The organism is Nostocoides australiense Ben110 (assembly GCF_001050535.1).
In the GTDB taxonomy this organism is placed as follows: domain Bacteria; phylum Actinomycetota; class Actinomycetes; order Actinomycetales; family Dermatophilaceae; genus Nostocoides_A; species Nostocoides_A australiense.
Map to the genome: position 1 here is coordinate 1,061,054 of NZ_HG764815.1, position 22,986 is coordinate 1,084,039.

Annotated in this window: 30 protein-coding genes; 20 read left to right on the forward strand and 10 right to left on the reverse strand. The window is 68.7% G+C overall.

Annotated features, from left to right (window positions below; genetic code table 11):
- On the forward strand, positions 1 to 479 hold a 479-nt coding region (locus BN11_RS05100), incomplete at its 5' end, for a transposase (RefSeq protein WP_048695333.1).
- A 42-nt stretch (positions 480 to 521) separates the two neighbouring features.
- Here the strand turns inward: BN11_RS05100 and BN11_RS05105 are convergent.
- The 5 genes from BN11_RS05105 to BN11_RS05125 are packed head-to-tail and all read right to left on the reverse strand — an operon-like array spanning position 522 to position 4,226.
- Complete coding sequence (locus BN11_RS05105) at positions 522 to 1,433, reverse strand: ATP-binding cassette domain-containing protein (protein ID WP_048695336.1); 912 nt, start codon at positions 1,431 to 1,433, stop codon at positions 522 to 524.
- Positions 1,430 to 2,578, reverse strand: coding sequence for an ABC transporter permease (locus BN11_RS05110; RefSeq protein ID WP_048695339.1), 1,149 nt, complete (start codon positions 2,576 to 2,578; stop codon positions 1,430 to 1,432). Before BN11_RS05110 ends, BN11_RS05105 begins: the two co-directional genes overlap by 4 nt.
- The gene (locus BN11_RS05115) at positions 2,575 to 3,714 is read right to left on the reverse strand and encodes an ABC transporter permease (protein ID WP_083433547.1); all 1,140 of its coding nucleotides are present in this window, start codon (positions 3,712 to 3,714) and stop codon (positions 2,575 to 2,577) included. The genes BN11_RS05110 and BN11_RS05115 overlap by 4 nt, the downstream gene beginning before the upstream one ends.
- Positions 3,715 to 3,726: 12 nt before the next feature.
- Positions 3,727 to 3,984: a hypothetical protein gene (locus BN11_RS05120; RefSeq protein ID WP_048695344.1), complete on the reverse strand. Its 258-nt coding sequence runs from the start codon at positions 3,982 to 3,984 to the stop codon at positions 3,727 to 3,729.
- Positions 3,981 to 4,226, reverse strand: coding sequence for a YgaP family membrane protein (locus BN11_RS05125; RefSeq protein WP_048700842.1), 246 nt, complete (start codon positions 4,224 to 4,226; stop codon positions 3,981 to 3,983). The genes BN11_RS05120 and BN11_RS05125 overlap by 4 nt, the downstream gene beginning before the upstream one ends.
- Positions 4,227 to 4,470: 244 nt before the next feature.
- On the opposite strand from BN11_RS05125, the gene BN11_RS05130 reads away from it, so the two are divergent.
- Positions 4,471 to 4,836 (forward strand): DUF2752 domain-containing protein, encoded by a 366-nt coding sequence (locus tag BN11_RS05130; protein WP_053084011.1) that lies wholly within the window; start codon positions 4,471 to 4,473, stop codon positions 4,834 to 4,836.
- A 152-nt stretch (positions 4,837 to 4,988) separates the two neighbouring features.
- Here BN11_RS05130 and BN11_RS05135 read toward each other — a convergent pair whose 3' ends face one another.
- Positions 4,989 to 5,339, reverse strand: a complete 351-nt coding sequence (locus tag BN11_RS05135; RefSeq protein ID WP_235435368.1) for a hypothetical protein — start codon at positions 5,337 to 5,339, stop codon at positions 4,989 to 4,991.
- Entirely contained in the window at positions 5,336 to 5,605 is a 270-nt protein-coding gene (locus BN11_RS05140; RefSeq protein ID WP_048695347.1) for an SHOCT domain-containing protein, read from the reverse strand. The genes BN11_RS05135 and BN11_RS05140 overlap by 4 nt, the downstream gene beginning before the upstream one ends.
- A 155-nt stretch (positions 5,606 to 5,760) precedes the next feature.
- Here BN11_RS05140 and BN11_RS05145 point away from each other — a divergent pair, with 155 nt between their 5' ends.
- The 12 genes from BN11_RS05145 (at position 5,761) to BN11_RS05195 (ending at position 17,037) form a co-directional block, all read left to right on the forward strand.
- Positions 5,761 to 6,525, forward strand: coding sequence for a response regulator transcription factor (locus tag BN11_RS05145; RefSeq protein WP_083433549.1), 765 nt, complete (start codon positions 5,761 to 5,763; stop codon positions 6,523 to 6,525).
- Positions 6,522 to 7,670: a sensor histidine kinase gene (locus tag BN11_RS05150; RefSeq protein WP_048695352.1), complete on the forward strand. Its 1,149-nt coding sequence runs from the start codon at positions 6,522 to 6,524 to the stop codon at positions 7,668 to 7,670. Before BN11_RS05145 ends, BN11_RS05150 begins: the two co-directional genes overlap by 4 nt.
- A 117-nt stretch (positions 7,671 to 7,787) precedes the next feature.
- Positions 7,788 to 8,114, forward strand: a complete 327-nt coding sequence (locus BN11_RS05155; protein WP_235435369.1) for a glutaredoxin — start codon at positions 7,788 to 7,790, stop codon at positions 8,112 to 8,114.
- Positions 8,107 to 8,538, forward strand: coding sequence for a cytochrome c biogenesis CcdA family protein (locus BN11_RS25050; protein ID WP_235435370.1), 432 nt, complete (start codon positions 8,107 to 8,109; stop codon positions 8,536 to 8,538). The genes BN11_RS05155 and BN11_RS25050 overlap by 8 nt, the downstream gene beginning before the upstream one ends.
- Complete coding sequence (locus BN11_RS25055) at positions 8,520 to 9,065, forward strand: hypothetical protein (protein ID WP_235435371.1); 546 nt, start codon at positions 8,520 to 8,522, stop codon at positions 9,063 to 9,065. The genes BN11_RS25050 and BN11_RS25055 overlap by 19 nt, the downstream gene beginning before the upstream one ends.
- Positions 9,066 to 9,079: 14 nt before the next feature.
- Entirely contained in the window at positions 9,080 to 9,685 is a 606-nt protein-coding gene (locus tag BN11_RS05165) for a peroxiredoxin family protein (RefSeq protein ID WP_048700851.1), read from the forward strand.
- 142 nt (positions 9,686 to 9,827) lie between these two features.
- Positions 9,828 to 10,121, forward strand: coding sequence for a metal-sensitive transcriptional regulator (locus tag BN11_RS05170; RefSeq protein ID WP_201329219.1), 294 nt, complete (start codon positions 9,828 to 9,830; stop codon positions 10,119 to 10,121).
- A gap of 31 nt (positions 10,122 to 10,152) precedes the next feature.
- The gene (locus BN11_RS25060; protein WP_235435372.1) at positions 10,153 to 10,518 is read left to right on the forward strand and encodes a heavy-metal-associated domain-containing protein; all 366 of its coding nucleotides are present in this window, start codon (positions 10,153 to 10,155) and stop codon (positions 10,516 to 10,518) included.
- Between the two features lie 75 nt (positions 10,519 to 10,593).
- Positions 10,594 to 12,954: a heavy metal translocating P-type ATPase gene (locus tag BN11_RS05180; RefSeq protein ID WP_083433550.1), complete on the forward strand. Its 2,361-nt coding sequence runs from the start codon at positions 10,594 to 10,596 to the stop codon at positions 12,952 to 12,954.
- Positions 12,951 to 15,455: a heavy metal translocating P-type ATPase gene (locus BN11_RS05185; RefSeq protein ID WP_235435373.1), complete on the forward strand. Its 2,505-nt coding sequence runs from the start codon at positions 12,951 to 12,953 to the stop codon at positions 15,453 to 15,455. Before BN11_RS05180 ends, BN11_RS05185 begins: the two co-directional genes overlap by 4 nt.
- A gap of 69 nt (positions 15,456 to 15,524) precedes the next feature.
- The gene (locus BN11_RS05190; RefSeq protein WP_201329220.1) at positions 15,525 to 16,121 is read left to right on the forward strand and encodes a DUF305 domain-containing protein; all 597 of its coding nucleotides are present in this window, start codon (positions 15,525 to 15,527) and stop codon (positions 16,119 to 16,121) included.
- 133 nt (positions 16,122 to 16,254) lie between these two features.
- Positions 16,255 to 17,037: a F510_1955 family glycosylhydrolase gene (locus BN11_RS05195; protein ID WP_157043976.1), complete on the forward strand. Its 783-nt coding sequence runs from the start codon at positions 16,255 to 16,257 to the stop codon at positions 17,035 to 17,037.
- 296 nt (positions 17,038 to 17,333) lie between these two features.
- On the opposite strand, the gene BN11_RS05200 is transcribed toward BN11_RS05195, so the two are convergent.
- Entirely contained in the window at positions 17,334 to 18,413 is a 1,080-nt protein-coding gene (locus BN11_RS05200; RefSeq protein ID WP_048695365.1) for a HigA family addiction module antitoxin, read from the reverse strand.
- Positions 18,414 to 18,428: 15 nt separating this feature from the next.
- A complete protein-coding gene (locus tag BN11_RS05205; RefSeq protein WP_048695367.1) occupies positions 18,429 to 18,728 on the reverse strand; it encodes a type II toxin-antitoxin system RelE/ParE family toxin in 300 nt (99 codons plus the stop codon).
- 210 nt (positions 18,729 to 18,938) lie between these two features.
- On the opposite strand from BN11_RS05205, the gene BN11_RS05210 reads away from it, so the two are divergent.
- From BN11_RS05210 to BN11_RS05225, 4 genes are read left to right on the forward strand one after another with little or no spacing between them, the layout of a single operon-like run.
- Positions 18,939 to 19,235: a hypothetical protein gene (locus BN11_RS05210; RefSeq protein ID WP_048695370.1), complete on the forward strand. Its 297-nt coding sequence runs from the start codon at positions 18,939 to 18,941 to the stop codon at positions 19,233 to 19,235.
- Complete coding sequence (locus tag BN11_RS05215) at positions 19,235 to 19,729, forward strand: hypothetical protein (RefSeq protein WP_048695373.1); 495 nt, start codon at positions 19,235 to 19,237, stop codon at positions 19,727 to 19,729. The genes BN11_RS05210 and BN11_RS05215 overlap by 1 nt, the downstream gene beginning before the upstream one ends.
- Positions 19,729 to 20,250 carry a Mov34/MPN/PAD-1 family protein gene (locus BN11_RS05220; protein ID WP_048695376.1) on the forward strand — a complete coding sequence of 174 codons (522 nt, stop codon included), beginning with the start codon at positions 19,729 to 19,731 and terminating at the stop codon, positions 20,248 to 20,250. Before BN11_RS05215 ends, BN11_RS05220 begins: the two co-directional genes overlap by 1 nt.
- The gene (locus BN11_RS05225) at positions 20,247 to 21,638 is read left to right on the forward strand and encodes a ubiquitin-activating E1 family protein (protein WP_048695379.1); all 1,392 of its coding nucleotides are present in this window, start codon (positions 20,247 to 20,249) and stop codon (positions 21,636 to 21,638) included. The genes BN11_RS05220 and BN11_RS05225 overlap by 4 nt, the downstream gene beginning before the upstream one ends.
- Positions 21,639 to 21,747: 109 nt before the next feature.
- On the opposite strand, the gene BN11_RS05230 is transcribed toward BN11_RS05225, so the two are convergent.
- Positions 21,748 to 22,311 carry a tyrosine-type recombinase/integrase gene (locus BN11_RS05230; protein ID WP_201329221.1) on the reverse strand — a complete coding sequence of 188 codons (564 nt, stop codon included), beginning with the start codon at positions 22,309 to 22,311 and terminating at the stop codon, positions 21,748 to 21,750.
- 10 nt (positions 22,312 to 22,321) lie between these two features.
- Here BN11_RS05230 and BN11_RS22415 point away from each other — a divergent pair, with 10 nt between their 5' ends.
- Positions 22,322 to 22,492 (forward strand): hypothetical protein, encoded by a 171-nt coding sequence (locus tag BN11_RS22415; protein WP_162213163.1) that lies wholly within the window; start codon positions 22,322 to 22,324, stop codon positions 22,490 to 22,492.
- A 41-nt stretch (positions 22,493 to 22,533) separates the two neighbouring features.
- Positions 22,534 to 22,935, forward strand: a complete 402-nt coding sequence (locus tag BN11_RS05235) for a hypothetical protein (RefSeq protein ID WP_048695383.1) — start codon at positions 22,534 to 22,536, stop codon at positions 22,933 to 22,935.
- Positions 22,936 to 22,986 lie beyond the last annotated feature (51 nt).

Consider the following 22,986-nt stretch of genomic DNA (forward strand, 5'->3'; position numbering starts at 1 on the left):
CCAGCCACTCGCGCTACTTCTGGGGGCTCCGGCTGCACCTGGTGACCACCCTGCACGGGCTGCCCGTCGCGTTCGCGTTGACCGGAGCCAAGGCCGACGAACGAACCGTTCTGACCGACCTGATCGCCACCACCCCAGCTCTGGCCGGCGGCGGCCGGACCCTCATCGCGGACAAGAACTACTACGGTCGCGAGTTCGAATCCACCCTGGCCGCAACCGGATTCACGTTGTTGCGCAAAGCCCGGACCGGGGAGAACCCCCGACCAGGCGCCCAGTTCTTCAAACCCCTACGGCAAACCATCGAATCGGTGTTCGACACCCTCAAGGGCCAGCTCAGCCTCGAACGCCACGGCGGACGAACCCAAGCCGGCGTCATCGTCCGCGTCCTCCAACGACTCCTGGCCCTGACCACCGCCATCTGGCACAACGACCACACCAGCCAACCCGTCCTACGATCCCTAACCGCCTATGACCACTGACACCCCTTGGAATCAGTCGTCTAGAGGTGCAGGGCTCCTGGGTCAGCGAGGCGTTTCGTTCTGCGGTTGGAAGTGGCCGGGCGCCTCGGCGTACTCGCGGCGGCAGCCCTCGGAGCAGAACCAGTGCGTCTGCCCGGCGAACTCCAAGCTCGGTCCGTTCGCCTCCACGAGCATGCGGCACACCGGGTCCACGACCAGGCCCGCGACGACCTTGAACCCGCCGTCCTCGAGCCACAGGACCCGGTCGGCCACCTCACGCAGGCGGTCGTCGTGGCTGACGATGACGACTGACCGCTGATCCTCGTCGGCGAGACGCCGAAGCAGACGGCCCAGGTCGCGGCCACGGGAGGCGTCGAGGTTGGCAGTCGGTTCGTCGGCGAGCAGCACGGGTGGGTCGTTGGCCAACGCTCGAGCGACGGCGACCCGCTGCTGTTCGCCGCCGGACATCTGAGAGGGGCGCGCTGTCGCCCGGTGGGAAAGGCCGACCCGTTCGAGAAGCTCACGCGCCTGGGCGGTGGCGGCAGGATCGCGCAGGCCGGCGAGGTTGTTGGCGACCGCGATGTTCTCTGTCGCGGTGAGAGCATCGAGCAGCGCGTAGTCCTGGAAGATGAAACCGAAGGTGTGGGCCCGCAGGCCGGGGAGCTGCCGTTCGGGGGTGACTGCGAGGTCAACGGTGCGTCCGTGTTCGGTGGTCACTTCGATGGAGCCCGAGGTGGGGCGCAGCAGGCCGCCGATCATCAGCAGCAGCGTGGTCTTGCCCGATCCGCTGGGGCCCATCACGAGCAGCACCTCCCCGCGGTGTACGTCGAGGTCGAGCTCGTGCACAGCATCAACGCGGGTGGGGCCGTCACCGTAGGTCTTGGTGAGACGCCGTACTCGGAGACTCACCTGGCTCTCGGTGCCCGCGCTTGCTGTCGGCGTGGTCAGCAGGGGTTCGGTAGGTGGGGTGTTCATCGGGTCTCCCTGAAGGCGGTGGCGGCGTCGATGCTGGCGATGCGGCGCAGCGGCCACAAGGCTGCGATCAGTCCGGCGAGCAGTGCGCCACCGGCGGTCTGGGCCACTGCGGGGGCGGTGACGCTGACCGGGACCGAGGAGGAGAGCAGCGGCAGTAGCACCCCTAGCCCGAGGGCGAGGACGGTGGCGGCAGCGGCGGCCAGCGCGACGGTGACCACCACCTGCACCGCGACGGTGCCTGCCAGTCGGAGGGTGGTGGCCCCCAATGCCTTGAGCACCGCATAGTCCCGGATCTGGCTCAGCGTCGCGGTCATCAGCCCTAGGGCGATGACGGCAAGCGCGATGAGCAGCCCGATGGTGCTCATCAGCCGCAGCAGGTCGGCGCTCATGTCGGTGACCACCCGGGTCTCTGAGTCGGCGAACTCCTCCCGGGTCTGCACCGTCGCCCCCGGCAGCGCGTCCTGGACTCGGCCCGCGACAGTGCCTGCAGAGACGTCGTCCTCGACGCCGATCAGGATGTAGGAGACCTCGTGGTGACCCATGCGTTGGAACTGCTCGGCCGACACGAAGACCGTGGTGTTCGCGATGTTGGTGCCGCCGGACGACAGCCCGACGATGCGGAGGGGGGTGCCGAGCACGGTCACTAGGTCATCCACCTTGATTCCGAGCTGGTCGGCTGCCTGCCGATCGAGCACCGCCTCACCGGGTCCCGGTTGGCGTCCGGTTTCGAGGGTCGACGGTCCGCCGCGGCCAGTGGTGGTGTCGTAGCCGATGACGTAGGAGAGCTGGCGCCCGTCGGGTCCGGCGACGGATCCGGTTGCGAATCCGATAGGTTCGGCCCAGGCGACTCCGGGCACCGCGGCGACCTCCGCGACGGAGTCGGTCGGAAGCGCGGAGGCGCTCATGTGCATGGTCCGCACTCCGGCCTGTGACACGAAGATCTCCGCCGGTGAGGTGCGAATGTAGTTAGTGACCTGCTCGATGGCGCCGGCGAAGATGCCGCGCAGCACCAGCACGAGCAGCAGGGCGCAGGCGACGCCGAGGATCGTCAGGGTGGCTCGGCGCCGCTCGGCGAACAGCATCCGGCGTCCCACAGGGACCGCGTCGGCGGTGGGCGGGCGGGTCAGGGTGCGTACGGCGTTCATGTGCCGCTCCGGAACGCCGATGCTGCGTCCAGCTTTGCAAGGCGGCGAGCCGGCAGCCAGGCCGCCAGCAACGCCATGACCGCGGCAGCCACGGCAGTCCGGGTCACCGAGTCGCCGGTGAGCACGACAGGGAACGCGGGACGCCACCAGGCCAGCACCTCCCGGGTGGCCAGCAGCAGCAGCACACCGGCGAGAACCCCGAGGATGGTCAGGATCACTGTCTCGGTGACCGCGATGCGACGGATCCTGGCCGGGGTGGCGCCCAGCGCCTTGAGCACGCCCAAGTCCCCTTGCTGCTCGGTCACGCGGGTATACGCGACGAGCGCGACGATCAGGGTGCCGGCGGCGAACGCCACTGCGACCATCAGCCGAACCGGCGAGCCGTAGACCTTCGTGGCCTGCTCAAGCGCCGAGTCGTGCAACTGCTCGGGAGTCCGCACGTTCAGACCCTGCTCCCGGAGCCGGTCGGCCACCGCTGCGGGATCTCCGGTGGTGACCAGGACCGAGCCGGTGGTGTCGCCGGCGCGCAGCATCTCGGTCATCGCTTGCTCGGTGACGAAGACCAGCGGCGTCATAAACATCGCGGTGTCCTCGGTGAGGCCGACGACGCGCATCGGATGACCCAGGATCGGAAGCCGGTCTCCCATCGCGAGGCCGTGTTGCTCCGCGAACAACCGATCGAGCGCCACCTCGTCCGAGGTCTGCGGCGCCCGGCCCGCGGCGAACGACCAGGGACCTCCTGGGCCGGTGGGGTCGCTGGCGACCGCGGCGACTGCCGCCTTGCCGTGCGGCAGCTCGACGATCGAATACATCGTGCGCAGCGGGAAGGCGCCGTCGACGCCCGGCGTACGCGTCACCGTCGCCACGGTGTCCGCGGGCAGGACGCCCGGGTCGGCAAACAGGCTGCCGGTTTCGGCGGGCACCACGACGAGGTCGGCATCGAGGTGGTCCTCATAGATGGTCGCCCGTTCCTGGACTCCGCTCCACAGGCCGTTGAGCAGAAGCATCAGCATCAGCGCCATGCCGATGCCGAGAGCGCCGGCGGTAGTGCGAAGAGGTCGAGCCGCGAGAGGCCGCCGAGTGACCGGCACCTCGCCCCTGCTGATCTGGAGGCCGGCTCGTCCTGCCGTGGTCATGGCGGACCCGGGCTACTTGTGGCCGTGCCCACCGGGCATGGCGAACATCATCGCCGCCATCATCGCGACGCACAGCAGCGCGGAGACGATGATGCCGGAGCCGGCGACCCCGGTGACCAGCAGCAGGACGGCGATGGCGACCATTGGCACGCAGCAGATCATCATGATCAGCCGGTGCCCGCCATGCTGGTGCCCAACGCCGGGCTGGTGCTCCGGCTGGGTCGACTCGGTGACCGGGAGGTCGTGGGGGTCGGGTCGCTGGACGGTCATGATGTCTTTCCCTTCAGTGAGGCCGGCATGTGGCCGAGCTTCGCGTACAGCGGGCAGTGGCCGAGTGCGCCGGTGACGACGAAGTCGAGCCCGGCGAGAACTAGCAACCCGTCCAGAAGCACGGCGATGCCGCTGGTGGCGCCGGTCAGCAGGACCAAACCGACGATGGCGGCGAGTGTGCCCACGACCACGCGAGCGATCCGCTCCGCTGGCGTGATGTTGATTGTCCAATGGAGTCGCATCTCCACCCTCCTTCGATTGGCTTGTTGCTGTCAGCCTTGCCGCCGGTGATGAAGTCGCTCCGCCGTTCCTGTGAAGGTTCGCTCAAGAAAGCCCGACGTAGGCCCTGCGAACCATTCCAGGTGTGGCCTGCTCGGCATGCTGTCTCCTATGACGAGTTCGCTCAGGTCTGGTGCTAGTTCGCAGTGGCTGTGGGCCAGGTGGGGACGCAGCGACGCGCATCGATGGGTCACGTACCTGGCTGCGATGGGGGCGAGCATCGCGGTCGCGATGGCGATCTATGGGCTACCGGCGGTCGACCTCCATCCGCCGCTGCACCGGCTCGGGATCATGGATCCGTTGTGTGGCGGAACCCGGGCCGCCCGGTACGCCGCGCAGGGCCGGTTTGAGGATGCCTGGACCTACAACCCCCTCGGCATCGTCGTCGTCTACGGCGCACTCCTGGCGCTCCTCCGTGCGGCGGTGGGTCTCGTGTCCGGCCGTTGGCTCAACGTCGCCCTCGGATGGACGCCCCGCCGGCGTCAACTGGCGTGGTCCGTCGCTCTGCTGCTGTTCGTCGCCCTCGAGGTTCGTCAGCAGCTCCGCGCCGAGCTCCTCATCGCTGGGACGTGACCGTCGCCAGTTGACTCGCTTGGGGCGGTGGACTCAGCCGCCGTGGTGCCCGTCATGGTCGACGCTGCTGGACGGGGATCCGGGCTCCGGGGTTTCTGAGGCCGGCGGCGTGGGGGTGGCGTCGGCCTCGGCACCGGTCAGCGCGGGTCCGATCACGAATGTAGATAGGGAGAACATCGCGGCGAACGCTGCGAGGGCCAGCGTTGGTGCCTTCCATGTGCCGAACCGGCGGGGGAGAGCCGCCGCAGCAGCGGAACCGACAGCAAGAGGCCGAGTGCTCCGAACAGCAGGTTCCCGGCCGCGCCGGTGATCACCAGGGCGCCGGCGAACAGCGAGACGTGGTGCAACAGGTGCGGCAGCAGCCCGAGGGCGGCGCCGACGACCGCGCCGAGCGCGTCGCGGATGCCCGCCCAACGACCATGACGATCTTGCGGTGCGAGGTCGCCCGCAGGTCTTGCGCCGCTGTGATGGTCGTGGACGCGCGCGCTCGTCAGGTCATTCACGGCAGCGGAGCCGTGGCGGGCGGTTGCGACCCGTGGTGGTTGGCCTGCAAGGCATCACGGCGAATCCGGTACTCGACCTCGTCGATCTCACCGCGAGCGAACCGCTCGTCGAGGATCTGCTCCGGGGTGCGACGGTCCGTGCGCGGATCAGCGCCGCGGAAGAGCGCCACGACCGCGAACACCACAAGCGCCCAGAAGGCCACCATGGCCAGCGTCATCAGCAGCCAGCCGCCCCAGCCCATGCCGTCGTGGTACCAGCCCATCATCGTCCTCAGCTCCTTTCGCTCTCCGCGAATCTCCCGTCCACTGTCGGCGACCCACCTCACTCAGGCGGTCGTGATCGTGTGAAGGTTCGCTGAAGAACACTCCGGCCAAGGTCTCGGCCAGCCGCAGTGACCGACGGGACTGCCACCATGTGTCCATGGCACAGAACTCGGCTGCGGCTGGCCCCGGTCACCCTGCGACCGACGGCGCCGGGCGCCGAGCGCTGGTCGTGGAGGACGAAGTGCCACTGGCGACCCTGCTGGCCAGCTACCTGGAACGCGCCGGCTTCGATGTCACGGTGACTCACGACGGCACCGAGGCGGTGCGGACCTGCAGGGAGGTAGACCCCGACGTCGTCGTACTCGACCTGGGGCTGCCCGGCCTCGACGGCATCGAGGTCTGTCGCCAGGTGCGCACGTTCTCCGACGCTTACGTCGTGATGCTGACCGCGCGCAGCGAGGAGGTGGACACGCTCATCGGGCTCTCGGTCGGCGCTGACGACTACCTGACCAAGCCGTTCTCCCCGCGCGAGCTGATGGCCCGTATCCAGGCGATGCTGCGTCGGCCGCGGGCCCCGCAGCCGGGCCGTCTCGACGACGGGGTGATGCCGGACACGTCACGCGAGTTCGGCCCGTTGACTGTCGACCCGGTCGGCCGCGACGTCTGGCTGGACGGGGAACCGGTGGCACTGACCCGGACCGAGTTCGACCTATTGACGACCCTGTCGGGGCGACCGCAGATGGCGTTCAGTCGCGCGCAACTGATCGAGGCCGTCTGGGGCGCGGCGTGGGTGGGCGACGAGCATCTGGTCGACGTTCACATCGGCCATCTACGGCGGAAGCTCGGTGACGACGCCGCCCGCCCGAGGTTCATCCGGACCGTGCGCGGCGTCGGCTACCGGATGGGCACCGGACACCCATGAGGCACCGCACCGCGTCCGGGCCCGAGAATCTCGGTATCCGGCGTCGGCGCAGCGGCTTCGCTGCCCGGCTCATGGTCGCCCAAGCCCTCGTCCTCGTCGCCGGGGCGCTGACCACGTGGGTAGTGGCCTCGGCCGTTGGACCAGGGCTGTTCCGCGAACACCTCACCCGCGCCGGCGACACCCACACCTCCGCTGAGACTTCCCACATCGAGGAGGCGTTCGGGTCCGCGCTGCTGCTGTCAGTGGCCGTGGCGCTCCTCGCTTCGGTCGCGGCCGCGCTGGCCGTGTCGTGGTACTTCAGTCGGCGGGTGCAGCGCTCCATCGACACGGTCACTGCCGCCGCGGCGGGAATCGCTGCCGGACAACTCGATACCCGGGTGCCCTCGCCCGGCCTGGGCGCGGAGTTCGACACCCTCGCCGACGGGTACAACGCCCTGGCCGCGCAGTTGGAGACGGTGGAGGTCACCCGGCGGCGGCTGCTGGCGGACCTGGCGCACGAGATGCGGACGCCGCTGGCCACTGTCGAGGCGCACTTGGAAGCGGTCGAGGACGGCGTCCGGGACCTCGACGCCACGACGCTGGCGGTCATCCGCTCCAGCACCGGGCGGTTGCGCCGGCTGGCCGAGGACATCTCCGCGGTGTCGCGCGCTGAGGAGGGAAAGCTGCAGATCCATCGCCGGGACGTCGACGCGGCGGCCGTTGCGCGCACCGCGTTGGCGGCAGCCCGCGACCGGTACGCCGGTAAGGGAGTCGGCCTGCGCGAGGCGCTCGAGCAGGTGCCGCTGTGGGCGGACCCGGAACGGATCGGGCAGGTGCTCACCAATCTCTTGGACAACGCCCTACGGCACACCCCGGCAGGTGGCACGGTCAGTCTGAGCTGCCGCGCGGTGGACCATCAGGTGGAGTACGCCGTCGCCGACTCCGGTGACGGTATCGCCGCCGAGCACCTGCCCCACGTGTTCGACCGCTTCTACCGTGCGGACACAGCGCGGGACCGGGAGCATGGCGGCTCCGGGATCGGGTTGAGCATCGCCAGGGCGCTCGTCGAGGCCCACGGCGGCCGGATCACCGTTGACAGCGCGGGGCCTGGGCACGGGTCGGCGTTCATCGTGCGGCTGCCCGCCGCGCCGCAAAGCGCTTCCTGAAACGCGAGTGGCCCGGCCCGCGATCTTCAGCGAATCTTGACGCAACCTCGGTCGAACCCGCCGGGTCGGCCGCCGATGCTCGGGGCGTAACTGCTGGGTCGAACGAGGGAACCCGTCTTGTCCACGAATCCGATCTCGGCGGTGGCGCCCACCCGGGTCATCGTCGTCGAGTCCGATGCCTGCCACTTCTGCGACGACGCCCACCGGGTGCTCGAGGAGCTGGCCGTCCGCTACCCGCTGGCGATCGACACGGTGAGCGTCCGGACCGCCGCGGGTCAAGAGCTGATGAGCAGCCACCGGGCGGCACTCAGCCCGTTGGTGCTGCTCGACGGGACCTTCTTCAGCCACGGCCGCCTGCCACGCCGCAAGCTCACCAAGGTCCTGCACGCCAGGTACGGCGACCCGGCTCGCCGAACCGCCGAAGGCGCGCTGAGCCATGGGTGACCTGCTGACGACCGGCTCGGTCCTCGCCGCCTTCTTCGCCGGTGGAGTGGCACTCTTCGCGCCCTGCTGCATAGTGTTCCTGGCCCCCTCCTACATGGCGGTCGCGGTCAAGAATCGTCGCTGGCGGCTGCTGCCGCTCACCTTCGTGTTCGCCGCCGGTCTGGCGCTGGTGCTGGTGCCGATCACGCTCGGGATGAGCCTGGTCGCCTCCGCGATCGCCAACTACCACCAGCCCCTGTACTACGCGGGCGGTGCGCTGATGCTGGCACTGGCCCTCTTCAGCCTGTCCGGACGGATGATGTCGCTGCCCTCGTTCCTTCGGGCACCCGACACCCGGCGCGGCGACTCGGCCAGCTTCTTCGCCCTCGGCGTCTTCTCCGGGATCGCCTCCAGCTGCTGCGCCCCGTGCTCGCCGGTGTCATGACGCTCTCGGCGCTGTCCGGTTCGGCGCTCGGCGGGCTGACCCTGGGCCTCGCCTACACCTTCGGCATGGTGTTCCCGCTGTTCGTCATGGCCCTTGCCTGGGACCGCTACCGGCTCGGGGAGCGCCAATGGCTGCGCGCCAAGCCGCTGCGCATCCGGGTCGCCGGCCGAGTGCTGGCCACCAACACCATCAATCTCGGCGTCGCTGTCGCGTTCGCGGCCATGGGCGGTTTCGTGATCTGGCTGGCCGGCTCCGCCCAGATGACCGGTGGCCCCGGCTTCCAGGTGGCGATCGGCAAGGGCCTCGAGCGGGTCTTCACCCGGATCGAAGCCTGGGTCGACCCGGTTCCCGAGCCGGTCCTCGGCGTCGCCGTACTCGCGCTCGCTGCGGTCTTCGTGGTCGCCACCCTCCGTGATCGGGGCGCATCATCCGGCGACGGACCCGATGAGCCCGACGAACTCGAAGGTTCGTGCCACGGCACCGCCCCGACGTCCACCACCGCTCCGGCCGCGACGCACCACCACTGAAGGAGAACGAGTCCATGTCCCACAAGGCCGCCGTCCAGAACCGCACCGAGCGGGCCGCCGCCGAGCTGTCGCGCACCCGTCGCACCCACGAGGGCACGATGATCTGGGTGATCACCGGAGCCGTGCTCATCGCCGTGGTGGCGGCGATGCTGCTCACCTCTCGTCCGCAGTCCTCCGACGCGACGAAGGCGGCACCGGACTTCAGCCTCGTCGACACCGCCGGCGAGACCCACAACCTGTCCGACCACCGCGGCGAGAACGTCGTCCTCTACTTCTCCGAGGGCGCCGGCTGCCAGTCCTGCATCGTGCAGATGGGTGAGATCGAGAAGCACGCCGCGGCGTTCGCTGAGGAGAACGTGACCGTGCTGCCGATCGTGATGAACACCAAGGAGCAGATCACCGCCGACATGGCCGCCAACGGTGTGAAGACACCGTTCCTCCTCGACGACGGCACCGTCTCCGACGCCTACGGCACGATCGGCAACGGCATGCACGCCGGCCTGCCCGGGCACAGCTTCGTGCTCATCGACACCGAGGGCAAGCAGCGCTGGTACGGCGAGTACCCGTCGATGTGGCTGGCCCCGCAGGAGCTCCTTGCGGAGGTGACCAAGCGGCTCTGACCGAGCGCGTGAATCGGCACGATCGGGACTGGTCGAACCCTTCATGAAGGTTCCATGAAGGGTTCGGCCAGGCTCTTGTCTTCATACCCCTGGGGGGTACATTGGTTCGCAGAAGCTCATCCGCTCAGACAGGAGCCTCGTCGTGGCCCACACAGAACCCGGGTACATCACCGACAAGCAGGCCTTGCTGAACCGACTCAAGCGCGTCGAGGGCCAGGTCCGAGGGTTGCAGCGGATGGTCGACGAGGAGACCTACTGCATCGACATCCTCACCCAGGTCTCCGCCGCCACCAAGGCGCTGGAGAACGTCGCCCTGTCGCTGCTCGACCAACACCTGCACCACTGCGTGACGGACGCCGCGCGGAACAGGGGACCCGAGGCCGACGAGAAGCTCGCCGAGGCCACCGCCGCCATCGCGCGCCTGGTCCGCTCTTGAGAACCGCTTCCACCCCAACCGAGGAGTACGAATGAACAGGTCCACATCCACCGAGCTGCCCCTCGTCAGCGCCTCCGGCGGCTGCTGCGGAGGAAGCGGCTGCGGATGCAGCTCCGCCGCCGAGGAGCACACCAGCCGACACACGACCCCACCCCAGCAGAAGGAGAACCTGATGACCGAGCAGGACGTTCAGAGCTTCGAGGTGACCGGCATGACCTGTGGGCACTGCGCCTCCGCAGTCACCGACGAGATCAAGCAGCTTCCCGGCGTCACCGACGTCACCGTGAACCTCGTCGCCGGCGGCACCTCCACGGTCCGGGTGACCGGCCCCGAGCCCCTCGACGACGCCCTGGTCGCCACCGCTTTGGAGGAGGCCGGCGACTACCGGCTGGCCTGAGCAAGGCCGCGCACCACGTACAGCCCGCACGCGCAAGTCGAGACCGGCCCCGATGCCGGACGGAGAGCAGGAGCCATGACCGAGCACACGACAGCAGGACAGTCCCAGGGCGGCCCTACCACCGGGCCGGCCGGCCAGGTCGAGCTGACCATCGGCGGGATGACCTGCGCGTCGTGCGCGGCCCGGATCGAGAAGAAGCTGAACAAACTCGACGGCGTCACCGCGTCGGTCAACTACGCCACCGAGAAGGCCAAGGTCACCTACTCCGATACCGTGAGCCCCGAGCAGCTCGTCGAGGTTGTCCAGGCCACCGGATACACGGCCACCTTGCCGACACCCCCGGCCGGGACGGACGAGATGTCCTCGCGGACGGGCGACGACGTGCCGGACCAACGGGACGTCGAGGCGGCCGGCTGGTGGCAGCGGCTGGTCATCTCCGGCGTACTCACCGTCCCGGTGCTCGCGATGAGCATGATCCCGGCGCTGCAGTTCGACAACTGGCAGTGGCTCTCCCTCACCCTGGCCTCCCCGGTCGTGGTCTGGGGCGCCTGGCCGTTCCACAAGGCCGCGGTCGCCAACGCCCGGCACCGCGCGGCCACCATGGACACCCTGATCTCGGTCGGCGTCACCGCGGCGTACCTGTGGTCGCTGTGGGCGCTGTTCTTCACCCACGCCGGCATGACCGGGATGCGGATGCCCTTCGAGCTGCTGCCCGACGGAGGTAGCACCGAGCCGCACATCTACCTCGAGGTCGCCGCCGCCGTCACCACGTTCATCCTCGCCGGCCGGTACTTCGAGGCCCGCGCCAAGCGACAGTCTGGCGCGGCGCTGCGGGCCCTGCTCGACATGGGCGCCAAGGACGTTGCGGTGCTCCGCGACGGCGTCGAATCCCGGGTCCCCGTCGCGCAGCTGACTGTCGGTGACCTGTTCGTCGTGCGCCCCGGTGAGAAGGTCGCCACCGACGGCGTCGTGGAATCCGGCACCTCCGCGGTCGACGCAGCGATGCTCACCGGTGAGCCGGTGCCTGTCGAGGTAGGCCCGGGTGATGCCGTGGTGGGCGCCACGGTGAACGCCGGCGGCTGGCTGGTGGTCCGCGCCACCCGGGTCGGCGCCGACACCCAGCTGGCGCAGATGGCCAAGCTGGTCGAGGAGGCTCAGAGCGGCAAAGCCGCCGTGCAGCGCCTCGCCGACCGGGTCTCGGCGGTCTTCGTCCCGATCGTGATCGCCTTGTCGCTCGTCACCCTGGCCGGGTGGCTGCTCACCGGCCACTCCGCCACCGCGGCCTTCACCGCGGCGGTCGCGGTGCTGATCATCGCCTGCCCCTGCGCCCTGGGGCTGGCGACCCCAACCGCGCTGCTGGTGGGCACCGGACGCGGCGCGCAGCTCGGCATCCTGATCAAGGGCCCCGAGATGCTGGAGTCCACCCGAGTCGTCGACACCATCGTCTTAGACAAGACCGGCACGATCACCACCGGCAAGATGACCCTCGTCGACGCCGTCGCAGCCCCGGACACCAACCCCGCTGAGCTGCTGCGGTTGGCCGGTGCACTGGAGAACGCCTCGGAGCACCCGATCGCCGAGGCGATCGCCGCCGGCGCCAGCGACCGGATCGGGCAGCGCCTCCCCGAGGTCGAGGGCTTCGACTCCACCCCTGGGCTGGGCGTCGCCGGCGTCGTCGAGGGCCACGCGGTGGTGGCCGGTCGCCCCAGCTGGTTGCAGACCGAATGGTCGATGCCGCTGGACCCCACGCTCGCAACAGCCGTCCGTGAGGCCGAGGACCGCGGTCGCACCGCGATCGCCGTCGGCTGGGACGGCTCGGCCCGCGGTGTCCTGGTGGTCTCCGACACCGTGAAACCGACCAGCAAGCAGGCGATCGCCGAGCTCCGACAGCTCGGTCTTCGCCCGGTACTGCTCACCGGCGACAACCAGCGCGCCGCGCGCGCCGTCGCCGCCGAGGTCGGCATTGACGTTGAGGGCAACGATGTGATCGCCGAGGTCCTGCCGGCCGAGAAGGTGGAGGTCGTCCGTCGGCTGCAGGCCGAGGGCAAGGTCGTCGCCATGGTGGGCGACGGCACCAACGACGGCCCCGCCCTGGCCGCCTCCTCCCTGGGCATCAGCATGGGCACCGGAACCGACGTGGCCATCGAAGCCTCCGACCTCACCCTGGTCCGAGGCGACCTCCGCACCGCGGTCGACGCGATCAGGCTCTCCCGACGCACCCTGGCCACCATCAAAGGCAACCTCTTCTGGGCCTTCGCCTACAACGTCGCCGCGCTCCCCCTCGCCGCCCTGGGGCTGCTCAACCCCCTGATCGCCGGCGCCGCGATGGCGTTCTCCTCGGTGTTCGTGGTCTCCAACAGCCTGCGGCTCCGCCGCTTCAAGGCGATCTCCACCGGCACCGAGACCCAGCTCAACCGGCAGGAGGCGACATCGTGAATCACCACGACCACGCACCGCACAGCGGTGACGGCCTGCGCCCCGAGGCACAGCCCGGGCAGGTCTCGTCCGGCACGGACGGCACGGCGACAGCGGTGCTCGAGGTCTCCGGAGTGCACTGGGCGACCACAAAGAACGTCGTGGAGAGCGTGCTGTCGCGCCGCCCCGGTGTGGTGGGCGTCGACGCCAACCCGGTCTCCCAGACCGCGACCGTGACCTACCAGCCACAGGTCACCGACCTGAGCCAGCTGCGGGGCTGGGTCCGCGACTGCGGCTACCACTGCGCCGGCCAGTCGGTCCCCAACCACGTCTGCGACCCGATGACCGAACCGTCCGGGCACGACCACACGGTGGACGCCGGGACCGCAGAGCACGCGTCCGACGAGCACGGCGGCCACCAAGGTCACCCCGACGCCGGCTCCGGGCCGGTCGCCTCACCCCACGACGCGATGGGGCACGGCGGACACGGGTCGATGTCGATGGCCGACATGGTCCGCGACATGCGGAACCGGTTCCTGGTCGCGCTGGTGTTCACGATCCCGATCTCGCTGTACTCCCCGATGGGCCGCGACATGCTCGGGTTCGGCGCCCCGGCGCCGTTCGGGATGCGTGACGACGTCTTCGCACTGCTGCTCTCGCTCCCGGTGGTCTTCTACTCCGGCTGGATCTTCTTCGACGGCGCCTACCGCGCGCTGAAGGCCCGCACCCTGGACATGATGGTGCTGGTCGCGGTCGCGATCGGCGCCGGCTGGCTCTACTCGGTCGGTGTGACGATCACCGGACAGGGTGAGGTCTTCTACGAGGCCGCGGCGATGCTGACCGTGTTCGTGCTGCTGGGCCACTGGTTCGAGATGCGCGCCCGCGGCGGCGCCAACGACGCGATCCGCGCACTTCTTGACCTTGCCCCACCCCAAGCGCTGGTGATCCGTGACGGCGAGCCGGTCGAGGTGCCCAGCGCCGAGGTTGCGGTTGGCGACCTGATGCTGGTGCGACCCGGCGCGAAGATCGCCACCGACGGCGTCGTCGAGGAAGGCGAGTCCGAGGTCGACGAGTCCATGGTGACCGGCGAGAGCCTCCCGGTGTCCAAGGCACCCGGCGACCCGGTCATCGGCGCCACAGTTAACACCACGGGCACCCTGCGCGTCCGGGCCTCCAAGGTCGGCTCCGACACCGCGCTGGCGCAGATCGTCGCCCTGGTGCAGCAGGCCCAGAACTCCAAGGCACCCGGGCAGAAGCTGGCCGACCGCGCGGCTTTCTGGCTGGTGCTCGTGGCGCTGATCGGCGGGGCCGGCACCTTCTTGGTGTGGCTGGCCGCCGGCGCGCCGGTAGCCACTGCGCTGCTGTTCGCGATCACCGTCGTGGTGATCACCTGCCCCGACGCCCTCGGCCTGGCCACGCCGACCGCGATCATGGTCGGCTCCGGGCTCGGCGCCAAACGCGGCATCTTGTTCAAGAACGCCACCGCGATCGAGACCTCCGCCCGCATCGACACCGTCGTCTTCGACAAGACCGGCACCCTGACCAAGGGCGAGCCCGAGGTCACCGACGTGGTGCCCGGCGACATCGATGAGGAACGGCTGCTGGCGCTCGCGGGAGCCGTCGAGCGTGAGTCCGAGCACCCACTGGCCCAGGCGATTGTGCGCCACGTCGAGGGCACGCAGGTGCCCAAGCTGCGCGCCACCGGGTTCCGCAACGTCACCGGCATCGGCGCGCTGGCTGAGGTCGACGGGCAGAAGGTGGCGATCGGGAACCGGCGGCTCATGGAGTCCGAGGGCATGTCGGTCAGCGAGCACCTGGGCGCCCGGCGCGACGAGATCGCCAACGGCGGACGGACTGCCGTGTTCGTCGCGGTCGACGACCGCGCCGTCGGGGTGATCGGGATCGCCGACGCCGTTCGGGAGACCTCCGCCGCGACCGTCACCGCCTTGCACGAGGCCGGTGTCCGGGTGGCGATGCTGACCGGTGACAACCGCGCGACCGCCGAACGAATCGCCGAGGAGCTCGGCATCGACGACGTGATCGCCGAGGTGCTCCCCGAGGACAAGGCCACCAAGGTCGTCGAGCTCCAGCAGGCCGGGCGCCGGGTCGCGATGGTGGGCGACGGGGTCAACGACGCACCCGCGCTTGCCGCGGCCGACCTCGGCATTGCCATCGGCAGCGGCACCGACGTCGCCATCGAGACCGCCGACCTCGTGCTCATGCGCGCCGACCCGCTCGACGTACCGATTGCGCTGGCCATCGGCCGCGGCACGCTGCGCAAGATGCGCCAGAACCTCGGCTGGGCGGTCGGCTACAACGCCATCGCGCTCCCGATCGCGGCCGGCGTCTTCCAACCGGCCTTCGGCCTCGTGCTCCGACCCGAGATCGCCGCACTGTCGATGTCCGGATCGAGCTTCCTGGTCGCGGTCAACGCGCTGCTGCTCAAACGGCTGAAACTCCCCGAGCAGCCTGCTGCGCCTCAGGCACAGACCCCGACCCGCCCGCTCACCCCCGTGGGCTGACGCACCGAACCGGACCCAACTCCACCCATCACCTCAACTCCACCCATCACCTTGACGAAAGGCATCACTGTGAAGAAGCTCGTAGGCCTCGTAGCCCTCCTATTGACCGCCCTGCTGCTCACCGCCTGCGGGAACGACAGCACCAGCAACGACGACGCCGGCTCAGGCGACACCTCGAGTGAGGCGGCGTTCAACGACGCCGACGTGACCTTCGCGCAAGGGATGATTCCGCACCACCAGCAAGCGGTGGAGATGGCGCAGATGGCGGAGGACCGCGCGGAGAGCCCTGAGCTCAAGCAGCTGGCCTCGGAGATCGAGGCGGCTCAAGCTCCGGAGATCGAGCAGCTCACCAGCTGGCTCGAGGACTGGGATGCGGAGGTGCCCTCGGACTCTATGGGTCACGGCGACATGGGACACGGCGACTCCAGCAGCGACATGTCCGGGATGATGACGGGAGAGGACATGGGCATGCTCGAGGACGCGAACGGCATGGACTTCGACCGGATGTTCCTCACGATGATGATCGAGCACCACGAGGGTGCGGTCGAGATGGCTCAGACCGAGGTCGCCGACGGTGAGAACCCGGACGCGATCGCGATGGCCGAGCAGATCATCTCCACCCAGGAGGCCGAGATCGAGCAGATGAAGGGCATGCTCGACTCCTGACCCGGTTCGGTGGGCCGGCGCGACTGCCCCGGCCCACCCACGTCGCCGACTACGACTGGGAGGAGACACCTTGAAGCGCCGCGCCCTCGGCGTCGCGACCAGCTTGGTCGCGACTGTCGTCCTCGTTGGTTGCTTGAGCGAAACCGCGAAGTCCTCCGGCAGTACCGATCAGGACCAGCTGCTCGGCCATGTCCACGGACTCGGGACCGACCCGGACGACGGGACGCTGTACGTCGCCTCCCACATGGGCGTGTTCCGTCGCCAAGACGACGGCCGGCTCGAGCGGGTCGCGGACCGGTGGCAGGACACCATGGCGTTCACCGTCGTCGGTCCCGGGCACTTCATCGCCAGTGGGCACCCCGACCTGCGCGAAGACCTGCCGCCACAGCTGGGGCTCATCGAGTCGACCGATGCAGCGGAGACGTGGCGGTCCTTGTCCCTTCAGGGGCGAGCGGACTTCCATGCTCTCGACGTCTCCAGTGACCTGATCTACGGCTACGACTCTGCCAACGGAGCGCTGCTCAAGACACTGAATGGGCGACGCTGGCAAGTGATCGACCGGGGCCCGCTGGCAGACATCGCAGCCGACCCGTCCGACTCGAGCCGCCTATTGGCCACCACCCCGCAAGGGCAACTTCTCGCCTACGACGTGCCTCCCGGCACGCGCGAATCCGTGGATGGTGCGCCGCCGCTCTACCTGATCGACTGGGTTGAGGGCGATTCCGTCGTCGGTGTCTCAGCAGCGGGTGAGCTGTTTCTGAGCCGCGACAGCGGTCGGAGCTGGCAGCCCCTCCCCCGCGTGACTGGGGAACCTCAAGCTCTCGACGCTGAACCCGGCCTCTGGCATCTCGCGACCACTCACGGCATCTACAGGTCGACCGATGAAGGCCGCACGTGGGAGAACCTGCTCGCCTAACGGCGTCAGTCGGCACCGCTGCCTTGGTCGACGCCGCGCTCGTTGACCAACCGATGTTGGGCCTTCGCCGTTCATCGCCCGCGAAGCGTCGGACAGGAATTGAACCGAAAACCTCTGGATGCCGTCGGGGGCATCGCAACGACTACGGAGTCGGGCCGGAAACTACCGATTCGCTCGGTGTGGTGAGGGATTCGCCCTCGCTTCCGATCTCAGGATACCCGTCCAGTACCGAGTCGGACGGACCCAATGTGGACAGTAGATGGACCCTGACCTAATCCGACGAGGGGCACTAGGGCTCAGCCCCAGTCCTGCAACTGCCGGTCGACTGATGGTGCGCCCTTAACCAGCGTGGTGCGCCACGGCAGCCTGCCCTGGTTCTGCAGGCGACCGATCAGGACGATTGGATGGACATTCCTCTCGGAGGCCTGGACAGCGACCCAGCCCTGGGTCACGCGTTCGGGCAACCGCCCGATCGGCTTCGGCAACACCCACTCACCAGCCATTTCGTTGGCTGGTTCCTCCAGCCCGAGCGTCGGACCGTCCCCTGCATCGTCGATCACAAACTCGTGGTCCTTCAGATGGCCCAGAACGATGTGCGCGACCTCATGCAGGATGGTGAAGAGGACTTTGTCGAGCCGCTTGCCTCGGCCCGAGATGCCGATGACCGGCTTCCTGTCTGCATGCAGGAATGAGCAACCGTCCATCTTGCTCGATGGGAACGCCTCTACGAAGACCAAGCGGACGCCGACCGCGGCGAACAGATCCGGCAGTCTCTTCATGTCGTCGGGAGTCGGCACCTCCGATGTCAGACGTTTCGCGAGCTCGATGAGTCCCTTCCGTGAGTAGGGCGCGACGGTCAAAGGCGTCGCCTTTGCGCGGACACAGGCGACCCAGGCCAGCTGCGTGCTTGAGACGATTTCGTCTGGCTGGGATCGCCTCGCCGCCACCAGCAACTCGGGTTCGTCATAGATGTCGGCGATCCCGTAAAGGGCCTCGATCTCGACCTTCTGTTCCCGCAGCGTTCGACCGCGAATGATGCCCCGATCGAGTAACACCGAGATGGGGGCCAGTTCCTTGAGGCGGGCACGGAGTCGGACGTCCTCGAGCTGGCCCTGGGAACGCTGGTCCGTCGCCTGACGCCAGAGGTGATATGCGTTTTGCAGGTTGAGCCACAGCTCCGGACTCGTTCCGAGAGCAGCTCCGATCTGAGCGGCCGACTCGCGAGTGATCTCCTTCTTGCCTGAGATGATCTCCGAGACGAACTGAGCGGGCCTGCCGAGGATCTCGGCGAACTCCGCCTGGGTCCACCCGCGCTCGTCTAACTCCTCAGCGAGAAACTCGCCGACGGGGAAAACCTCTGCCAACGCGGTGCTCATCGCGAACCTTCCGATCTAGTGATAGTCGACCAACTCGAGGACGATGACAACCCGGCCCTCGGGGTCCGTGCGGAACCGGAGCACGAGCCGGTACTGGTCGTTGAGCCGGATCGACGAGGTGCCGGCCCTCTTGCCGGACAACTCCTTGAGTCGCAACCCACGCAGTTGGCGAAGGTCTCGCTCATCCTTCGCCGCTCCGAGCAGCTGGATCTTCTTGCGGTAGGCCCTGATTACGTCGCGGCTCCACTGCCGAGGCGCGAAGTCCGGGTCCTCTGCCAGACGACGAAGGGTTTCGTCGCCGTACTCGATCTGCACTCGGTGTCACTCCATCACCCCAGGGCTGATGTGGTGTCGCGAACCTACAGGTCGACAGTCTCACTCCGGCGAGCGACACGCCTACACGACTTGCTAAGGCTGTTCATATCTCGCTCTCACCCCTTCACCCTTGACGTGATGACTTTACTACGTCTACTCTGGGGAAACAAGAGGCCGCCACAGCAGCCCCGACCCAAAGAGGTGATAGGTATGAGCAACGCCCCGGACCAGCAGTCCGAGCCCGGCAAGCCCGACCAGCCAGGCTCCACCCTCGAGGTCACGGTGCTCTCACCGCGACATCCGGACCCCGTCCCGTTCAGCTTCCCGAACGCGATGACGGTCGGCGAGGCCGCGCAGATCGTGGCCGATGCCTTCGGCTACGCCCCGGGCACCCCGACGTTCAAGAATGCCGCCGGTGAGGTCCTCGACCGCGGCAAGCCGCTGCGCGGCGAGCACGTGCGCGACGGCGACGTCTTGGAGTTCGTCGACGTCGGCGGCGGGGTCTGATGACCGAGGTCACCAAGGCGGTGATGGCCGACGAGTTGCCCGCCATCACCGCCTGGGCCGCCCGGCACGCCTGGGACCTCAGCTATGACCCGGTGAGCTTCAAGGGACGCGCCCTCGTGACTCACCCGCACCTGGAGAACCAGACTGTCGTCTTCTGGTTCGCAGTCGATGGGTACCCCAACCTGCAGCCGCCCGCCTGGTGGTGCGGCGGTGACGGAACCGCGGTCAGCGTCAACAAGGCCGCCTACCCGCGGCCGTCCGCCACCCCTCCCCCAGGGCTACCGAACGGGTCGATCTTCCACACCAACCCGGTGATCTGCGCGCCGTGGAACCGACTGGCGTACGGCGTCCACGGCGGACCCCACGCGCACGACTGGCTTTCCCTGGCGGCCTGGAAGACCTACGGGACCGGCTACACCCAGGCGCACACCATCCCGGACATGCTCTCGGCACTGTCGATCCATCTCGACCGCAGCGACGGGATGCAGGGCTAATGAGCGTCCACAGATTGACAGAGCTACCCGAGCTCCCTGCCCGAGGCCGACTGATCGTCAGCGAAGGCGTCCTCCCTCCCACCCGGGCCGCGATCCAGGCAAGCAGCACCAACTCCCGCCCCGACGAGGGCCTCGTCCTATGGCTGGGCCGCAACATCGAGAACACCTCGCTGGTACTTGCATGCGCGATCCCACGGACCACCCACGACTGGGGGCGCGTGCACGTCGACGAGGCCGCCGTCGGAACCGCCGCGTCCGCAGCCCGGGCACATGGACTCGGCGTGATCGCTCAGGTGCACTCGCACCCCGGCAAGGACACCCGCCACTCCGACGGGGACGACGAACTGGTGCTGCTGCCCTACGAGTCGATGTTCTCCCTCGTGATCGCCGACTACGGCCTCGGGTCCGTCCATCCGGCCGGGGGCGCCGGCCTTCACCAGTTCCAAGATGGGCGCTGGATCAAGGTGGCCAACCACGACGCCTTCATCGTCGTCCCGCACCTCCTCGGTGGTGGGCTGTGACCGGCCGCGATGACCAGGCGCGTGCGTTCTACGCCGCACGCGACAGGCGCACCCTCCAGTATGGCGCAACCGAGGCCGCGCTGAGCAGGCCGGTCTCGCTCAGCATCCAAGCCGAAATCGCCACCACTCCGAGTGGCCGAACCGCCCTCCTCGCCCTGGTCGACATGCTCTTCCGCGTCCACCGCAACATCCGACTCGACTTGCACCAGGCCAACACCGCGGCCAGCGACCAACTCGAGGAGCTGGCGTTCGCCGCGGCCGCTGCGATCGATCCCTTCCAGAACCCACGACGCGAACCCATCGACGGCGAGCTCCGGCTCCACCTCACCACGAACCCCGAGACGAGCGACGCCGACGTCGTCGGCACCTGGTCGGGAGGCCGCGGCGAGGTCCACATCCATGGAGCACGACCCGAGGTCCCGGCATCGGCGCCGCACGGCGACGACGGCGACCTGCTCGGGGCGGCCACCGCCGCCTGCTTGGCCGCCGCTACGACGTTCGCACTGGTGCACGACCGCGAGCCGTCGCCCGCGGCGATCAACCTGCTCACCAGAACAAGCGACGTCGGCGCCACCGAAGACACCGCCGTCGGTCCAATCGACGCCGGTAACGTCGACGTGATCGGCGGTGGCGCCGTCGGGCACGCGCTGACCTACTGGGCCAACGTCTTCAACGTTGCGGGACGTTGGGAGGTCATCGACGGCGACGATGCGGAGATCCACAACACCAACCGGTGCATGGGGATGACCGTGGCCGACGCCGGTTGGCCCGACGGTCTCCCCACCGGACAGCCCTCGAAGAAGGCAGCCTCCGCTGCACGGAACTGCGGAGCCGCCCCGATCCCGTTCTGGTACCACGACCTGCCGGTCGGCAGGTCTCGGCCAGACCTGGTCCTTGTCCTTGCGAACGAGCACGGGATCCGCGAAACCGTAGCTCAGAGCGGCGAACCACTACTGCTGCACGCTACGACCTCACCGAACTGGACCGCGGAGCTGCACCGGCATGTCCCGGGTCGCGACGACTGCCCAGCTTGTCGCATCCCGTCGAAGACCCAGGCAACGTTCCTGTGCTCAGAAGGCCCGGCGAACCCGAGCGACCAGGACAGCGACGATGCCGCCCTGCCGTTCCTCTCCGCAACTGCGGGGCTGATGCTCTGCACGGCGTTGCTCGATCTCAGTTCGGGTCGACGCGTTCTCGACGGGCGGACGAACCACTGGCTGGTCCATCTCGAGCTTCCGACCGGACCAGCCGTCCAATACGCCATCCACCGAGGAGGCGCGTGTCGACACCATCTCGCCCCAGGGGTACGTCGCGCCATCCAGGCCAAGCACCCGCGACGGTGGGACTCTGTCGACGACTCAGAGGACCAGCGCACCCCCACCCCTTGAGTTCCACTCGGCGTGGACCTGACTCAGAGCTGGGCCCAGCCAGCGTTGTTGGCAGCAGGCACACCGCTCAGAGCTCCCCGAGATGCAGCCTGCGGGCCTCGATCGCGGCTCAGCCGGAGGCGCGAGCGCGGGTGTAACGGACGAGCATGTCGGTGCGGGTCCAGCCGGCGATGGCCATGAGACCGGACTCGGAGCCGCCAGCGGCGAGCCAAGGGTGGGCGGCGGTGTGCCGGAGCCGGTGCGGCCGGAAGCCTTGGACTCCGGCGCGCTGGGCTCGCCGGCGCAGAGAGCGGCTGAGCCCCTCGCGGCCGAACTGCTTGCCACGATTGCCGAGCCACAGGTCAGGGGCATGGGCAAGGGGGGGCCGCTCGCGCTCGTCAAGGTAGACCAGCAGGGCCTCGGTGGTGGCTTGTCCGATCGGGATCACTCTCCCCCGCCCACCTTTGCCGCGGCGGATCGTGATCAGCCGACCGATGAGGTCGAGGCAATCGAGCTGGAGGTCGACGACCTCGCCGGAGCGGATCGCGGTCTCGAACATGAGCCGGATGATGGCCTCGTCGCGACGGTGATGGAGGGCCTCCCCCACCGGCAGGTCGGCATCGGGCACTGCGCAGGTCCGGATCAGGGCGCGTAGCTCGTCGTCGGTGAGCGGCTCCACCAGAGGCGGCTCCACGCGGGGTGCTTTGACCATGCCACCCGAGACGATCCGCACCCTCCCGTTCGGCCTCGCCCTGGTCCTGCTCCGCAGCTCCCCACCCCTGGTCACCGACCTGCGCCCCTGGACCGCCCGCAAGGAGGTCGAGCAACTCCGCACTGAGCGCACTGCCATCGAGAAAGCCCTGCAACGACGCTGAGCGAAAGCGCTTCTGTCGGACGCGACCTGTAGACAGGTTCTGTGAGCAAGTACTGGGTTGAGCATGCGAAGTACGGATGCCCGATTGGCGGCCCGTTCGATCTCTGGCGTCAGAACTACTTCATGGCCAACGGTGAGCCGCCCGAGGACACGGCCAAGCTCTACCCCGACCTCAGCTCGGAGACGGTGACCGCCGTTGCTGTCGCGACCATCAACGACGGTGCCACGCTCGACCATCTGCTCATCATCTTCGGTGACCGGGGCCCGAGTGACCATTTGACGATGGCCCACACGTACTTCAGCGAGTGGCGCAAGAGCGCTCCCTTCATGCCGGACTCACTGCAGGACATCCCGCGCCGGTGGGAGGGCACTGCCCCCGAACCGTTGGAGGACTTCCACGACGACTGGCGTCGCGTCATCGACGCGGACAAGCCGACGGAGTAGCCAGCACACCTGACTCCTGAGAGCGGTCGCCAGTCGAGGCGCCGCGTGAGT

Excerpts from the sequence above, each read along its gene's own strand:
- BN11_RS25050 (WP_235435370.1), top strand. The coding sequence starts at position 8,107 with ATGGGTGACCTGCTGACGACCGGCTCGGTCCTCGCCGCCTTCTTCGCC.
- BN11_RS05120 (WP_048695344.1), bottom strand. The coding sequence starts at position 3,984 with ATGACCGTCCAGCGACCCGACCCCCACGACCTCCCGGTCACCGAGTCG.
- BN11_RS05220 (WP_048695376.1), top strand. The coding sequence starts at position 19,729 with ATGAGCGTCCACAGATTGACAGAGCTACCCGAGCTCCCTGCCCGAGGC.
- BN11_RS05150 (WP_048695352.1), top strand. The coding sequence starts at position 6,522 with ATGAGGCACCGCACCGCGTCCGGGCCCGAGAATCTCGGTATCCGGCGT.
- BN11_RS05110 (WP_048695339.1), bottom strand. The coding sequence starts at position 2,578 with ATGAACGCCGTACGCACCCTGACCCGCCCGCCCACCGCCGACGCGGTC.
- BN11_RS05215 (WP_048695373.1), top strand. The coding sequence starts at position 19,235 with ATGACCGAGGTCACCAAGGCGGTGATGGCCGACGAGTTGCCCGCCATC.
- BN11_RS05105 (WP_048695336.1), bottom strand. The coding sequence starts at position 1,433 with ATGAACACCCCACCTACCGAACCCCTGCTGACCACGCCGACAGCAAGC.
- BN11_RS05200 (WP_048695365.1), bottom strand. The coding sequence starts at position 18,413 with ATGAGCACCGCGTTGGCAGAGGTTTTCCCCGTCGGCGAGTTTCTCGCT.
- BN11_RS05145 (WP_083433549.1), top strand. The coding sequence starts at position 5,761 with ATGGCACAGAACTCGGCTGCGGCTGGCCCCGGTCACCCTGCGACCGAC.
- BN11_RS05140 (WP_048695347.1), bottom strand. The coding sequence starts at position 5,605 with ATGATGGGCTGGTACCACGACGGCATGGGCTGGGGCGGCTGGCTGCTG.
- BN11_RS05180 (WP_083433550.1), top strand. The coding sequence starts at position 10,594 with ATGACCGAGCACACGACAGCAGGACAGTCCCAGGGCGGCCCTACCACC.
- BN11_RS05165 (WP_048700851.1), top strand. The coding sequence starts at position 9,080 with ATGTCCCACAAGGCCGCCGTCCAGAACCGCACCGAGCGGGCCGCCGCC.
- BN11_RS25060 (WP_235435372.1), top strand. The coding sequence starts at position 10,153 with ATGAACAGGTCCACATCCACCGAGCTGCCCCTCGTCAGCGCCTCCGGC.
- BN11_RS05115 (WP_083433547.1), bottom strand. The coding sequence starts at position 3,714 with ATGACCACGGCAGGACGAGCCGGCCTCCAGATCAGCAGGGGCGAGGTG.
- BN11_RS05210 (WP_048695370.1), top strand. The coding sequence starts at position 18,939 with ATGAGCAACGCCCCGGACCAGCAGTCCGAGCCCGGCAAGCCCGACCAG.
- BN11_RS05125 (WP_048700842.1), bottom strand. The coding sequence starts at position 4,226 with ATGCGACTCCATTGGACAATCAACATCACGCCAGCGGAGCGGATCGCT.
- BN11_RS05130 (WP_053084011.1), top strand. The coding sequence starts at position 4,471 with ATGGGGGCGAGCATCGCGGTCGCGATGGCGATCTATGGGCTACCGGCG.